The organism is Streptomyces sp. NPDC020965 (assembly GCF_044333555.1).
Lineage (GTDB): Bacteria > Actinomycetota > Actinomycetes > Streptomycetales > Streptomycetaceae > Streptomyces.
Genome location: NZ_JBIRRE010000002.1, coordinates 291,780 through 303,880 on the forward strand (window position 1 = coordinate 291,780; position 12,101 = coordinate 303,880).

Sequence of the window (12,101 nt, forward strand, 5' to 3'; positions counted from 1 at the left end):
CCGGCCCGTGCCCGTACGGGTGGTACCCGGCCCGGCCGGCGGGGCGTGCCTGTACGTGAGTCGGCGGGCCCCTGCCCGCGCCCGTACGTGTGGTGTCCGGCCCCGGTCCGTCCGGCAGCGGCTAACGTTGGCCCGTATGGAAGCACCGCACCCCTCGGCGGCCGAGCGCGCCGTCGCCCCCACCGCCGCGTACCCCCCGGAGACGTCGGTCGCCCGCGCCGCCGTCGAGTCCCCCGAGCGGATGCGGGAGCTGGGACAGCGCCTCGCCGGACTGCTGCGCCCCGGCGATCTGGTGATGCTCACCGGCGAGCTGGGCGCGGGCAAGACGACGCTGACCCGGGGCCTCGGGGCGGGCCTCGGCGTGCGGGGCGCGGTCACCTCGCCGACCTTCGTCATCGCCCGGGTCCACCCTTCGCTGACGGGCGGGCCCGCCCTGGTCCATGTGGACGCGTACCGGCTCGGCGGCGGTCTGGACGAGATGGAGGACCTGGACCTCGACATCTCACTGCCGGAGTCGGTGGTGGTCGTGGAGTGGGGTGACGGGAAGGTCGAGGACCTCTCGGACGACCGGCTGCATGTGGTGATCCACCGGGTGGTCGGCGACACGGACGACGACCGGCGCGATGTGACCCTGACGGGGTTCGGAGCGCGCTGGGCCGGGGTGGATCTGACGGTGGTCTGACCGCGACCGGATCCGCAGCTCGGATCCCGGTCCGATCCCGGTCCGATCCCGGTCCGATCTAGATCCGCTGCGGATCCGATTCAGATCCCCGGATCCGCAGCGGATTCGATCGTGGGCGCGGCTACGCGCCATGGGTCGTACGTCCCGAGTGCGGACAAATCTGGTCGATATATGCCTCACGGGCACGCGCCGTGCTCGTCCGGCTCCGGAGGCGAAGCCTCGATTCCAGATATTCCGACAAGCTGTCGGGAAAATGTTGCGCGGGCCGTGTCGGGCGTGTTCACATGGTACGGAGATTTGGTTAGGTGTACCTAACCAAGCCTGCCCCCGCGAGCCAGGAGGCATTCATGGCAGCGTCCGAGCGCGAATTCCAGCCACGGCGGCAGTCGGCCGAGCCGACGCCCACGCAGACCCTTCCCGTCGTGTCCGCCCTGCCCGCTGTTCCGTCCATGCGAGATCTGCTGGCGTCCTGCGTGGCGGCCAGCGCGGTCTCCACTCCGCCGCGCGCCGAGATCTACCCCGAGGGCGAGACCCGCGACGCGGCCTGACGCCGGGCCGTGCCTGACGGACCGGGCCGGTTCTGGCGCGGCCCAAGCCCGCGGACCCGGTTCGAGTGTCGTTGCGCGGCCCGTTCCGTACGGGTGGATTCGTACTGCTTCACGCGTACGGGTATGGGTGTGGTGGCCTGTGGGGCCTTCGCTCCGACCTCACCCGAAGCGTCCGATGTGCCCCGGTCCCATCCGCGGTCGACCGCTTTCACCTGTTGGCGGTCGCCGGGAGGAGTCGGGGTTCGCCGGGGGCGTGCGCGGACCGGAAGGCCCCGGCGTGCCCTACGGCACCACGACGATTTTCGTCTCCACCGTCGCGAACCGCCACATCGCAGTGCCGTCGGCACGGGTCATCCGCACGCCGCCGGTCTTCTTCTTCGGGTCCGGGCTGGCCATTGAGCCGTCCGTGGCGGCGCTGAAACCGATCGGCACGTCACCGACCTTCGTGAACCGCACCACGTGCTCGATCGTCACCCCGTCCGAGCCGGACACCTGCCCTGACCTGGAGGTCACCGCGTACGTGCCGGGTGCGGGGTTCACCGTCGACGGCATCACCGCGAAGGTGCGCGCGACCCGGTTCTTGCCGCCGACCAGCCAGACCCGCCGGTCCTCAAGGCTGTAGACGACCCGCACGCCGACACCCGACGACGCGGGCAGCGCCAGCGGATTCTCCGGCTTGCCCTGGCCGTTGTTCTTCGCCGACGGCGAAGCATTCGGGGTCCGGGCCTTGGCCTGGTCCGGGACGCTCGCCGACGCCTGGTAGGCGAGGAAACAGACGCCCGCCAGAGCGGCGGCCGTGAGCCCCGCCACCAGTCCCGAGCTGCTCCGTGACACCGTGCCCCACCTTTCGAAACCTTCGAAGCCTTTCGAATACCATGCCTGGGCGACGGTAGCAGCCGCCGCCCCTCCGCGACGGGCCGCCGTGCCCCCGGGCCCGGGAGCCGTAGGCTGTTCGCGTGCTCTTGCTCGCCGTGGATACCGCCACCCCCGCCGTCACCGCCGCCCTTCACGACGGTGCGTCCGTCGTCGCCGAGTCCAGCAGTGTGGACGCGCGCAGGCACGGCGAACTGCTGCTGCCCACCGTCGACCGGGTGCTCGCCGACGCCGGGGTGCGGCTGGACGCCGTCACCGCCGTGGTGGCCGGGGTCGGCCCCGGCCCGTACACCGGACTGCGGGTCGGTCTGGTGACGGCCGCGACCTTCGGTTCGGCCCTGGGCGTCCCGGTGTACGGGCTCTGCACGCTGGACGGGCTCGCCTACGCCAGCGGTCTCGACGGGCCCTTCGTGGTGGCGACGGACGCCCGCCGCAAGGAGGTCTACTGGGCGAGATACGACTCCCCCCGCTCCCGGGTGGAGGGGCCGTTCGTGGACCGGCCCGCCGATATCGCCGAACGCGTCGCGGGACTGCCGGTCGTCGGTGCCGGCGCACTGCTCTACCCCGACACCTTCCCCGACGCCCGCGCCCCGGAGCATGTCTCGGCCGCCGCGCTGGCGTCGCTGGCCGCCGAGAAGCTGGCCGCCGGTGCGGTCGGCGCCTTCGAGAACGAACCGGGTGTGCCGCCGCAGCCGATGTACCTGCGCAGGCCGGACGCCCAGGTGCCGAAGAACTACAAGGTGGTCACCCCGAAGTGACCAGCGCACCGGACCCCGTACTGCGCGAGATGCGCTGGTGGGACCTCGGCCCCGTACTCGATCTCGAACACGCGCTCTTCCCCGAGGACGCCTGGTCGCCCGGGATGTTCTGGTCCGAACTCGCGCATGCGCGCGGACCGGGTGCCACCCGTCGCTATGTGGTCGCGGAGACCGACGGGAAGATCGTCGGATACGCGGGTCTCGCGGCGGCCGGTGGCCTCGGGGACGTCCAGACCATAGCCGCGGCGCGGGAGCAGTGGGGCACCGGACTCGGTGCCCGGCTGCTCACCGATCTGCTGCGGCACGCCACCGCCTTCGAGTGCGAGGAAGTGCTGCTCGAAGTGCGGGTGGACAACCTCAGGGCGCAGAAGCTCTACGAGCGCTTCGGCTTCGAGCCCATCGGATTCCGCCGCGGTTACTACCAGCCCGGCAACGTCGACGCGCTCGTCATGCGGCTCCATGTGCAAGGGAATGTTTACTGATGGCTGACGAACCTCTCGTACTCGGTATCGAGACCTCCTGCGACGAGACCGGCGTCGGCGTCGTCCGTGGCACGACCCTGCTCGCCGACGCCGTCGCGTCGAGTGTGGACACCCACGCGCGGTTCGGCGGCGTGGTGCCCGAGATCGCCTCACGGGCGCATCTGGAGGCGATGGTTCCGACGATCGAGCGCGCGTTGCGGGAGGCGGGCGTCAGCGCCCGCGATCTCGACGGCATCGCGGTGACCGCCGGACCCGGGCTCGCCGGGGCCCTGCTGGTGGGGGTGTCGGCCGCCAAGGCGTACGCGTACGCGCTGGGCAAGCCGCTCTACGGGGTGAACCATCTGGCCTCCCACATCTGTGTGGACCAGTTGGAGCACGGCAAGCTGCCCGAGCCCACGATGGCGCTGCTGGTCTCCGGCGGACACTCCTCACTGCTGCTCGCGCCGGACATCACCAGCGACGTACGGCCGCTGGGGGCGACGATCGACGATGCGGCGGGCGAGGCGTTCGACAAGATCGCCCGGGTGCTGCAGCTCGGCTTCCCCGGGGGGCCGGTGATCGACCGGCTGGCACGGGAGGGCGACCCGAAGGCCATCGCGTTCCCGCGTGGGCTGAGCGGCTCGCGCGACCCGGCGTATGACTTCTCCTTCTCCGGCCTGAAGACCTCGGTGGCCCGCTGGATCGAGGCCAAGCGGGCGGCGGGCGAGGAGGTGCCCGTACGGGATGTGGCGGCCTCCTTCCAGGAGGCGGTCGTGGACGTGCTGACCCGCAAGGCCGTCCGGGCCTGTCTGGACGAGGGCGTCGATCATCTGATGATCGGCGGCGGGGTGGCGGCCAACTCACGGCTGCGGGCGCTGGCCCTGGAGCGCTGCGAGCGGGCGGGTATCCGGCTGCGGGTGCCGCGGCCGAAGCTCTGCACGGACAACGGTGCGATGGTGGCGGCGCTGGGGGCGGAGATGGTGGCGCGCGGGCGGGCGCCGTCGGACCTGGAGCTGTCGGCGGACTCCTCGCTGCCGGTGACGGAGACTCATGTGCCGGGCCTCGCGCACGGCGAGGGTGCGGGCGAAGGCCACGGGCACGGGCACGGGCATGGGCACGGTCACGACCACGACCATGTGCACGAGATCAGCAAGGACAACCTGTACTCATGAGCGCCGGAGCGACCGTCGTCGCGCTGATGTGGGAGGCCCGCGCGGTCCAGGGGCGGGGCGCGGAGCTGCTGGAGTGGGCCCGCGCCCACGAACTGGCCCGGGAGCCGCTGCGCCGGGAGTCCTTCCGCGCGGCGGGGGACCGGGTGTTGGTCATCACCTGGTGGGAGGTGGCGGACGCGGGGGCGGAGCTGCCGGAACTGCCGGAGCCGACGGCGGACCTGATCACGCGGGCGGTGCACCGCTGGCGGTTCGAGTCGCTCGGCACCGACTGACACGCGCCGGCTCACCGACCCACCAGCGGACCGACACCGGCTCACTGACCCGCCAGCGGACCGGAGCGCCGGCTCACCGGCCGACCGGTCCACTGGGGCGCCGGTTCGCTGACCCGGCCGACGGGCCAGCCGGCCGACCGGCCGGCCGGTCCACTGAGGCGCCGGCGCACTGCCACGCCACTGCCATCCCACCGCCACTGCCACCGCCACACCAATCCGGCCGGCCGGCCGGTTGTCGCTTCCTGCGTGCGGGTAATCGCTACATGTGAGGTTCCTGCGCGCCGGGCTCCCGCTCCGCGGCCCGCCCGGCCCCTCCCGCCCGGCTCAGCAGTCCGTCGACGATCGCCGCCAGCTGCTCGGCGATGTCGTACCGCTGCAGTTCCTCCCAGCGCGGCGCCAGCGCCGTCAGCCGCGGCAGCTCGGCCGCGTCCTCCTCGGTGAGCATCGCGGGCCAGTGCTGTTTGCGGTCCGGCTCCGCCGCGCGCCGGGCCGCCGAGGCCCGGAAGACCAGATCCCCGTAGACGAAGTACCAGATGGTGCGGTAGGTGGCCACCGCCTGCCCGGCGCTCAGCCCGCAGGCCATCGCCGAATCGATGATCTCCTCGGCGATCCACAGGGCCTGCTTGTCGGTGAGACCACCCAGCTCCAGCACCTTCAGCACCCATGGCACCTGCGCCAGGACCTGGTGCATATGGACGGCGGCCGTGATCAGCCGGGCGCGCGGGTCGGCCGGCAGCTCGGGGCGCGGAAACTGCGCCGAGACGCCCGCGAGTGTGAGCAGCAGCAGTTCGTCCTTGTCCCGTACGTAGTGGTAGAGCGCCATCGGCGTACTGCCGACCTCCTTGGCCACCCGCCGCATGGAGAGGGCGGCCACCCCCTCCTCCTCGATGATGCGGCGCGCGGTGGCGACGATCGTCTCGGGGTCCAGCCTGCGCGGGCGCCCAGCGCCCCGCTTGGTCTTCTTCTCTTCTCCCTCAGCCACTCGGGCATTCTCCGCAACTTCTGGGGACTTCTGGGGACTTCTCGGGTGTCGAATTTCTATACGCGTATAGTAACGTCGCATCCCAGGGGACCGAACGGGCAGTTTCGGAGGGGAAGAACGATGAACGACCAAGCTCGGAACGGGCGTTGGGTGCTGACGGTGGTCCTCACCGTGCAGTTCTTGGTGGCGCTCGATATGTCCGTCGTCAATGTGGCACTGCCGGACATGCGCGACGACCTCGGCTTCACCGCCGACGGGCTGCAATGGGTCGTGGGCGCCTATGCGCTCACTTTCGGCGGGCTGCTCATGCTCGGCGGCCGGCTCGCCGACCTCGTCGGCAGCCGCCGCGTCCTCGGCGCCGGTCTGGCGCTCTTCGGTCTGGCCAGCCTGATCGGCGGCCTCGTGCAGACCCCGGGCGCGCTGATCGCGGCCCGCGCGGCCCAGGGCGTCGGCGCGGCGGCGCTCGCCCCCGTCGCCTTCACCCTGATCACCCTCACCTACCCGGCCGGGCCGGCGCGCTCCAAGGCGTTCGGCCTGTGGGGCATGGCGGGCGCGGCCGGAGGCGCCTTCGGCGTCCTCGCCGGCGGTCTGCTCACGGACGCGGCCGGCTGGCGGGCCGTGATGCTGGTCAATGTGCCCATCGTGGTGTTCGCGCTCATCGCGACCGCGCGCACCGGCCTCACCGCCACCAGGGACCGGTCCGCCGCGCCCCGGCTCGATATCGCCGGGGCCCTGCTGGTCACCGCCGGGACATCGCTGCTGGTCCTCGGAGTTGTCCGGACGGAGACGCAGTCGTGGGGGTCGACCACCACCGTGCTGACGCTCGGCGCGGCGGTCCTGCTGCTGGCCGCCTTCGCCGTGGTGGAGGGGCGGGTACGACAGCCGCTGCTGCGGATCGGGCTGCTGGGCATCCGTCCCGTACTCGGTGCCAACATCTTCTCGCTGCTGCTCAGCTCCGCGCAGTTCGCCGCGTTCTACTTCTGCTCGCTCTATATGCAGCAGGTGCTGGGCTACGAGGCGTCCGTGACGGGTGCGGCGTTCCTGCCCTTCTGCGTCGGCGTGGTGGCGGGATCGATCATCGCCACCAAGGTGGTCGCCACCCTCGGCATCCGCAATCTGCTGGCGCTGGGCGGAACGCTGGGCGCGGCCGGACTCGTCTGGTTCGCGATCGCCGCGACGCCCGACGGAAGCTTCGCGTACTCGATCCTCGGGCCGTCCCTGCTCGGCAGCCTCGGTATCGGCCTGAGCTTCATACCGCTCGGCACGGCGGCGACCACGGGCGTGACCCCCGCCGAGACGGGCATGGCCTCCGGGCTGCTGAATAGCTGCCGGCAGATCGGCGGCTCGCTGGGCCTCGCCGTCCTGGTCACCGTGGCCGCGACCGCCACCGGGGACGGCCGCGACGCCGCCGCCCTGGCCGATGGGTACAGCGCGGCGTACTGGGTGTGTTCGGGGCTGCTCGCCGTGGGCGTTCTGGTGGCGCTGCTCCTGCTGCCGGGGCAGTCCGGGACGCCTGCGGTGGCCGGCTCGGAAAATTCTCAGAAGAATTTCGGGGACGGTGTCGATTCCGCCGTCTCCCGTTCGACATAGGGGTGAGAGGCGGGGAACGGTCCCGCCTCCGGTATCGAGGGAGTCACCATGCCGCGCTTTCTGACGCTCGTCCGTGTCGATGAGCGGAACGCCCCGGAGCAGGGGCCCAGCCCGGAGATGATGCAGCGGATGGGTGAACTGCTGGAGGAGATCACCAAGGCCGGGGTCATGCTGGACACGGCCGGGCTCACCCCCACCTCCGAGGCGACCCGGGTCACCTGGGCGGACGGCAAGATCAGCTACACCGACGGACCGTTCACCGAGACCAAGGAGGTCATCGGTGGCTACTCGATCGTTCAGGCCAAGGACAAGGCCGAGGCGATCGAGTGGACCAGGCGCTTCCTTCAGGTGCACGACGACTACTGGACGGTCACCTGTGAGGTCCGCGAGATCGCCGAGCACACGGCCTGACCGCCTGGGGCCGCTCGGACCGGCCCGCCGAGAGGCTGATCGGCGCGGGGGGCTGATCAGCCACGGGGTCCGCTCACGAGTCCGCTCACGAGTCCGCTCACGAGTCCGCTCACCGGGCCGCTCACCGGGTCGCTCACCGGGCTGGGAGGCTGATCGGCACGGGGTCGGATCCACCGGCGCTTGCCCGCCCTTCGCGCGCCTGTTCTGATGAGGCCGTGACGGCAGCGAGCGCGGTGGAAGCGGTATTTCGGATCGAGTCGGCGCGGATCATCGCCGGTGTCACCCGGATCGTACGAGACGTGGGCATCGCCGAGGAGATCGCGCAGGACGCTCTGGTCGCCGCGCTGGAGCAGTGGCCGGAGTCGGGCGTACCGGATAGACCGGGCGCCTGGCTCATGGCCACGGCCAAACACCGGGCGATCGACCTCGTCCGCCGCAAGGAGACCTACGCGCGGAAACTCGCCGAGGTCGGGCGGACGCTGGAGGACGCGCCACCGCCGGCCGAACCCTCCGAAGCCGACGACATCGACGACGATCTACTGCGGCTGATCTTCACCGCCTGCCATCCGGTGCTGTCGACCGACGCCCGGATCGCGCTCACCCTGCGGCTGCTCGGCGGACTGACCACCGATGAGATCGCCCGCGCCTTCCTGGCGGCCGAGCCGACGATCGCCCAGCGCGTCGTCCGGGCGAAACGGTCCCTCGCGAAGGCCGGGGCCGCCTTCGAGGTGCCGTACGGACCGGATCGGGCCGAACGCCTCGGCTCCGTACTCGAAGTCATCTACCTCGTCTTCAACGAGGGCTACTCCGCGACCGCGGGCGATGATTGGCTGCGCCCGGCCCTGTGCGAGGACGCGCTACGACTGGCCCGGGTGCTCGCCGGGCTGATGCCCAAGGAAGCCGAAGTGCACGGTCTGGTCGCGCTGCTGGAGATCCAGGCGTCCCGGACGGTGGCACGGACCGGGGCGGACGGTACGCCGGTGCTGCTCGCGGACCAGAACCGGACCCGCTGGGACCAACTCCTGATCCGCCGCGGCTTCGCGGCCCTCGCCCGCGCCAACGCGGCTGGCGGGGCCCCCGGTCCGTACACCCTCCAGGCGGCCATCGCCGCGTGCCATGCGCGGGCGGTCCGCTACCCGGACACGGACTGGCGGACGATCGCCACCCTGTACGCCCGACTGGCGGCGCTGGTCCCCTCCCCGGTGATCGAACTGAACCGCGCGGTCGCGATCTCGATGGCGGACGGCCCGGAGGCCGGCCTCGCCCGGGTGGACGCGCTGGCGTCCGAGCCCGCGCTGAAGGACTACCACCTGCTGCCGAGCGTACGGGGCGATCTGCTGGCCCGGCTCGGTAGAACGACGGAGGCGCGGGCCGAGTTCGAACGCGCCGCCTCCCTGACCCGCAACGAACGCGAACGGACCCTGCTGCGGGCCCGGGCCGCCGGCACGGACTGAGGCGGCGCGCCGGGGGACCCCGCACGCGGGTTCGGGGGCGCCGTCCTCCAGGGGGTCAGCGGCCCCCCGGCCGGAGCCGCACCTCCAGTCCGGTCAGCCAGCCGCCGGGGGGAGTACGGCTCGGGAGCCTCCCGGATCCGGACCGCGTCCGCCGCCGCCCCCGGTGCAGCGCGCGGCACGGCTTCGCCGTCCCGCCCTTCCCGCCCGCCTCGATGCGGTCGACGACGGCGTCCATCCGGCGCACCTGACTGTCCAGATGGCGCTGCATGGAATCCAGATCTCCCGCGAGCCGCGTCAGATCGTCATCCGGCACGTCCAGATCCGCGTTGTCCACCGTGGATCCCCCTCCGTCGTGGCCCTTCGGACCCTAGCAACCGGGTCTGACAGCAGGGAGGTTGACCGGTGCGGCCCCCAGGCGGGGGCCCCGGCCTACGCGGGATGCCTACGCGGGTCGGCCGATCAGGACCGTCGGAGCGCCGGCCACCCTGGTCAGGAACACGGTCGCCGCGTTCGGGCCCCGGGGCTTCACCTTGCGGCGCAGTTCCTCCGGTTCCACCGCCGAGCCGCGCTTCTTCACCGTCAGGATGCCGACCTCGCGCTCCCGCAGCAGGGCTTTCAGCTTCTTGAGGCTGAAGGGGAGCACGTCGGTGATCTCGTAGGCGGTCGCGTACGGCGTCGGGCGGTGCTCGTCGGCGGTGATGTACGCGATCGTCTCGTCGATCAGGCCGCCGTCCAGTTCCCGCGCGACCTCCGCGACCAGATGGGCGCGGACCACCGCCCCGTCCGGCTCGTACAGATAGCGGCCGACCGGACGGACCGAGGGGTTCGGCAGGCCCAGGCCCACCAGGGAGCGCGCGCCGGGGAGGAGGGTGGCGGTGACCGTGCCCGGCCGCTTCCCGGGGGCGCCGGCGCCGGTCGCCGCCGGGCCGGTCGGGGGCTGTGCGCCGTACCAGAGCACCGCCTCCTTCACATCACCCTCGTCCGAGATCCACTCCGCCGTGAAATCGCCGGGGACCAGCTCGTGCGGAATGCCGGGAGCGATCTTGAGGGCGGCGTACGGGCGGGTGCGGGCCGCGTCGATCGCCCAGGACAGCGGCGGGGAGTACGCCTCCGGGTCGAAGACGCGCCCGCGGCCCCCTCTGCGGGCGGGATCCACGAAGACCGCGTCGTACGCCGCCGTGTCGATCTCCATGACGTCCGCGCACCGGACCTCGATCAGCCCGGACAGGCCGAGGGCCGCGGCGTTGGCGCGGACGACGTCGGCGGTCAGCGGGTCGCGGTCCACCGCCAGCACCCGGATGCCCGCGCGGGCGAGTGCGATGGCGTCCCCGCCGATGCCGCTGCACAGATCCGCGACGGTGCGTACCCCGAGATCGGCGAAACGCCGGGCGCGGTACTCGGCGACGGACTTCCGGGTCGCCTGTTCCACGCCGTTCGGCGTGAAGTACATCCGGTAGGCGTCCGCCGCACCGAACTTCGCCACCGCACGCTGCCGCAGCCGTGCCTGTCCCAGTGCCGCCGAGACCAGCTCGGCGGGGTGGTCGCGGCGCAGTCGGGTGGCGATGGCCAGCTCTTGGGCGGGGGAGTGGTCCCGCAGGGCGGTGAGCAGGGCCTGGCCCTCGTCGGTGAGAAGCGCGGAGAGGTCGTTCACCCGGTCCATTGTGAGCCAGCGGCCGGGGTGCGGGGGTCGCGGGCGGGGGGCCCGGAGGCGCGGGGGTGTCGCGGGGCGCTGGGGCGGGGCGGTGGGGTGGTGGGGTGGGCCAGGCGGGGGACGGTTCGCCCGGGACGGCGGTGTCGCCCCCCGGCTGGCCGGTCCGTGCTGACAAGATCCAGCGCCATGCAGCTAGTAAGACAAAAAGGAAAGATGACGACAGAAGGTGTCATGCCCGGCCGTGGTCGGGCACGGCACCCCCGGGCCGTCGCGACGGCCCTGCTCGTGGCCCTCCTCGGCACCGCCTGCGCGGCCCAGGACAGCGACGGCCGGGACGGCGCCAGGCCCAACCCGCCGAACCAACCCAAATCGGGGCAACAGATCAATGGTCAGGACGGGCCGGCCAGCGCCGTCTCCCGTGCCGAGAAGGTCAGGCGCGCCCAGGCCGCACGGGCCGTGGCCGCCAAGAAGTGGGGGCTCGCCAAGACCCCCCTGGCTGCGCCCCTGCCGCCGGCCACCAAACCGGCGCTCACCACCCGCAAGGGCTTCGAGGTGGCGGGCGGCGAGTCGCTGCCACCGGTCTTCACCACGGTGCCGGTCACGGAGCGAGTCGTCTTCCTGACCATCGACGACGGCACGGAGAAGGACCCCGAGCTGCTCCGCATGATGTCCGAACTTCAGATCCCGTACAGCGCCTTCCTCAGCGACTACGTGATCAACGACAACTACGGGTACTTCCGCGAGATGCGGGACCGGGGCGTCGCGCTCCACAACCACACTCTCAACCACCGCTACATGCCCGGCCTCTCGTACACCGCGCAGAAGCGGGAGATCTGCGGCCAGCAGGACAAGCTCCATAAGCTGTACGGGAAACGCCCTCCGATCTTCCGCCCGCCGTACGGCAACTACAACGACGACACGCTGCGCGCCGCCCAGGCATGCGGTGTCAAAGCGGTGCCGCTGTGGGCCGCCGAGGCGTTCCCCGACCGCATGGAGTGGCGGGAATGGGACCGGGACCTGCACCCCGGCGACATCATCCTCACGCACTTCCGGGGGCCCGGGGACTGGGAGGGCACCATGCCCGACATGATCCGGCAGGTCATGAAGACCGTGACGGACAAGGGGTACGCGGTGGCGAGGCTGGAAGACTACGTATGAGCCGAGCGCGCCGGCCGTCGGCTCCGTGGGCGGCACCGCTCGCGGTCGTGGCCGGTGCGCTGCTCGTCTGCGCCGGGTGCGTGCCGTCG

Annotated in this window: 14 protein-coding genes; 10 read left to right on the forward strand and 4 right to left on the reverse strand. The window is 71.9% G+C overall.

The genetic code is table 11. The features are described 5' to 3' along the window. The first annotated feature begins 136 nt into the window (after window positions 1-136). Together tsaE and ACH4S7_RS08230 are read left to right on the forward strand one after the other, a co-directional pair. Complete coding sequence (tsaE, locus tag ACH4S7_RS08225) at window positions 137-682, forward strand: tRNA (adenosine(37)-N6)-threonylcarbamoyltransferase complex ATPase subunit type 1 TsaE (protein WP_398520292.1); 546 nt, start codon at window positions 137-139, stop codon at window positions 680-682. 347 nt (window positions 683-1,029) lie between these two features. Further along, window positions 1,030-1,230, forward strand: coding sequence for a hypothetical protein (locus ACH4S7_RS08230; RefSeq protein WP_398520293.1), 201 nt, complete (start codon window positions 1,030-1,032; stop codon window positions 1,228-1,230). A gap of 282 nt (window positions 1,231-1,512) precedes the next feature. On the opposite strand, the gene ACH4S7_RS08235 is transcribed toward ACH4S7_RS08230, so the two are convergent. Further along, window positions 1,513-2,064 (reverse strand): hypothetical protein, encoded by a 552-nt coding sequence (locus ACH4S7_RS08235; RefSeq protein WP_398520294.1) that lies wholly within the window; start codon window positions 2,062-2,064, stop codon window positions 1,513-1,515. Between the two features lie 122 nt (window positions 2,065-2,186). Between ACH4S7_RS08235 and tsaB the strand changes: the two genes are divergently transcribed. The 4 genes from tsaB to ACH4S7_RS08255 are packed head-to-tail and all read left to right on the forward strand — an operon-like array spanning window position 2,187 to window position 4,766. After that, on the forward strand, window positions 2,187-2,861 hold the full coding sequence (tsaB, locus tag ACH4S7_RS08240; RefSeq protein ID WP_398520295.1) for a tRNA (adenosine(37)-N6)-threonylcarbamoyltransferase complex dimerization subunit type 1 TsaB: 675 nt from the start codon (window positions 2,187-2,189) through the stop codon (window positions 2,859-2,861). 29 nt (window positions 2,862-2,890) lie between these two features. Continuing rightward, window positions 2,891-3,343: a ribosomal protein S18-alanine N-acetyltransferase gene (gene rimI / locus ACH4S7_RS08245; RefSeq protein WP_398520703.1), complete on the forward strand. Its 453-nt coding sequence runs from the start codon at window positions 2,891-2,893 to the stop codon at window positions 3,341-3,343. After that, window positions 3,343-4,494: a tRNA (adenosine(37)-N6)-threonylcarbamoyltransferase complex transferase subunit TsaD gene (gene tsaD, locus ACH4S7_RS08250; RefSeq protein ID WP_398520296.1), complete on the forward strand. Its 1,152-nt coding sequence runs from the start codon at window positions 3,343-3,345 to the stop codon at window positions 4,492-4,494. The genes rimI and tsaD overlap by 1 nt, the downstream gene beginning before the upstream one ends. Then, a complete protein-coding gene (locus ACH4S7_RS08255) occupies window positions 4,491-4,766 on the forward strand; it encodes a hypothetical protein (RefSeq protein ID WP_398520297.1) in 276 nt (91 codons plus the stop codon). Before tsaD ends, ACH4S7_RS08255 begins: the two co-directional genes overlap by 4 nt. 259 nt (window positions 4,767-5,025) lie before the next feature. Here the strand turns inward: ACH4S7_RS08255 and ACH4S7_RS08260 are convergent, their stop codons facing one another. After that, a complete protein-coding gene (locus ACH4S7_RS08260; protein WP_398520298.1) occupies window positions 5,026-5,748 on the reverse strand; it encodes a TetR/AcrR family transcriptional regulator in 723 nt (240 codons plus the stop codon). A 120-nt stretch (window positions 5,749-5,868) separates the two neighbouring features. Here ACH4S7_RS08260 and ACH4S7_RS08265 point away from each other — a divergent pair, with 120 nt between their 5' ends. The 3 genes from ACH4S7_RS08265 (at window position 5,869) to ACH4S7_RS08275 (ending at window position 9,203) form a co-directional block, all read left to right on the forward strand. Then, the gene (locus ACH4S7_RS08265) at window positions 5,869-7,338 is read left to right on the forward strand and encodes an MFS transporter (RefSeq protein ID WP_398520299.1); all 1,470 of its coding nucleotides are present in this window, start codon (window positions 5,869-5,871) and stop codon (window positions 7,336-7,338) included. A gap of 48 nt (window positions 7,339-7,386) precedes the next feature. After that, window positions 7,387-7,749 carry a YciI family protein gene (locus ACH4S7_RS08270; RefSeq protein WP_398520300.1) on the forward strand — a complete coding sequence of 121 codons (363 nt, stop codon included), beginning with the start codon at window positions 7,387-7,389 and terminating at the stop codon, window positions 7,747-7,749. 215 nt (window positions 7,750-7,964) lie between these two features. Next, entirely contained in the window at window positions 7,965-9,203 is a 1,239-nt protein-coding gene (locus ACH4S7_RS08275) for an RNA polymerase sigma factor (RefSeq protein ID WP_398520301.1), read from the forward strand. Window positions 9,204-9,258: 55 nt separating this feature from the next. Here the strand turns inward: ACH4S7_RS08275 and ACH4S7_RS08280 are convergent, their stop codons facing one another. Both ACH4S7_RS08280 and ACH4S7_RS08285 read right to left on the reverse strand, forming a co-directional pair. Then, window positions 9,259-9,537 carry a hypothetical protein gene (locus ACH4S7_RS08280; RefSeq protein ID WP_398520302.1) on the reverse strand — a complete coding sequence of 93 codons (279 nt, stop codon included), beginning with the start codon at window positions 9,535-9,537 and terminating at the stop codon, window positions 9,259-9,261. Window positions 9,538-9,645: 108 nt separating this feature from the next. Further along, window positions 9,646-10,863, reverse strand: a complete 1,218-nt coding sequence (locus ACH4S7_RS08285) for an SAM-dependent methyltransferase (RefSeq protein ID WP_398520303.1) — start codon at window positions 10,861-10,863, stop codon at window positions 9,646-9,648. Between the two features lie 177 nt (window positions 10,864-11,040). Between ACH4S7_RS08285 and ACH4S7_RS08290 the strand changes: the two genes are divergently transcribed. Further along, complete coding sequence (locus tag ACH4S7_RS08290) at window positions 11,041-12,012, forward strand: polysaccharide deacetylase family protein (RefSeq protein WP_398520304.1); 972 nt, start codon at window positions 11,041-11,043, stop codon at window positions 12,010-12,012. Window positions 12,013-12,101 lie beyond the last annotated feature (89 nt).

Coding starts and splice junctions, on each gene's coding strand:
- ACH4S7_RS08285 (WP_398520303.1), bottom strand. CDS start 10,863: ATGGACCGGGTGAACGACCTCTCCGCGCTTCTCACCGACGAGGGCCAG.
- tsaE (WP_398520292.1), top strand. CDS start 137: ATGGAAGCACCGCACCCCTCGGCGGCCGAGCGCGCCGTCGCCCCCACC.
- ACH4S7_RS08290 (WP_398520304.1), top strand. CDS start 11,041: ATGCAGCTAGTAAGACAAAAAGGAAAGATGACGACAGAAGGTGTCATG.
- ACH4S7_RS08230 (WP_398520293.1), top strand. CDS start 1,030: ATGGCAGCGTCCGAGCGCGAATTCCAGCCACGGCGGCAGTCGGCCGAG.
- ACH4S7_RS08265 (WP_398520299.1), top strand. CDS start 5,869: ATGAACGACCAAGCTCGGAACGGGCGTTGGGTGCTGACGGTGGTCCTC.
- rimI (WP_398520703.1), top strand. CDS start 2,891: ATGCGCTGGTGGGACCTCGGCCCCGTACTCGATCTCGAACACGCGCTC.
- ACH4S7_RS08255 (WP_398520297.1), top strand. CDS start 4,491: ATGAGCGCCGGAGCGACCGTCGTCGCGCTGATGTGGGAGGCCCGCGCG.
- ACH4S7_RS08270 (WP_398520300.1), top strand. CDS start 7,387: ATGCCGCGCTTTCTGACGCTCGTCCGTGTCGATGAGCGGAACGCCCCG.
- tsaD (WP_398520296.1), top strand. CDS start 3,343: ATGGCTGACGAACCTCTCGTACTCGGTATCGAGACCTCCTGCGACGAG.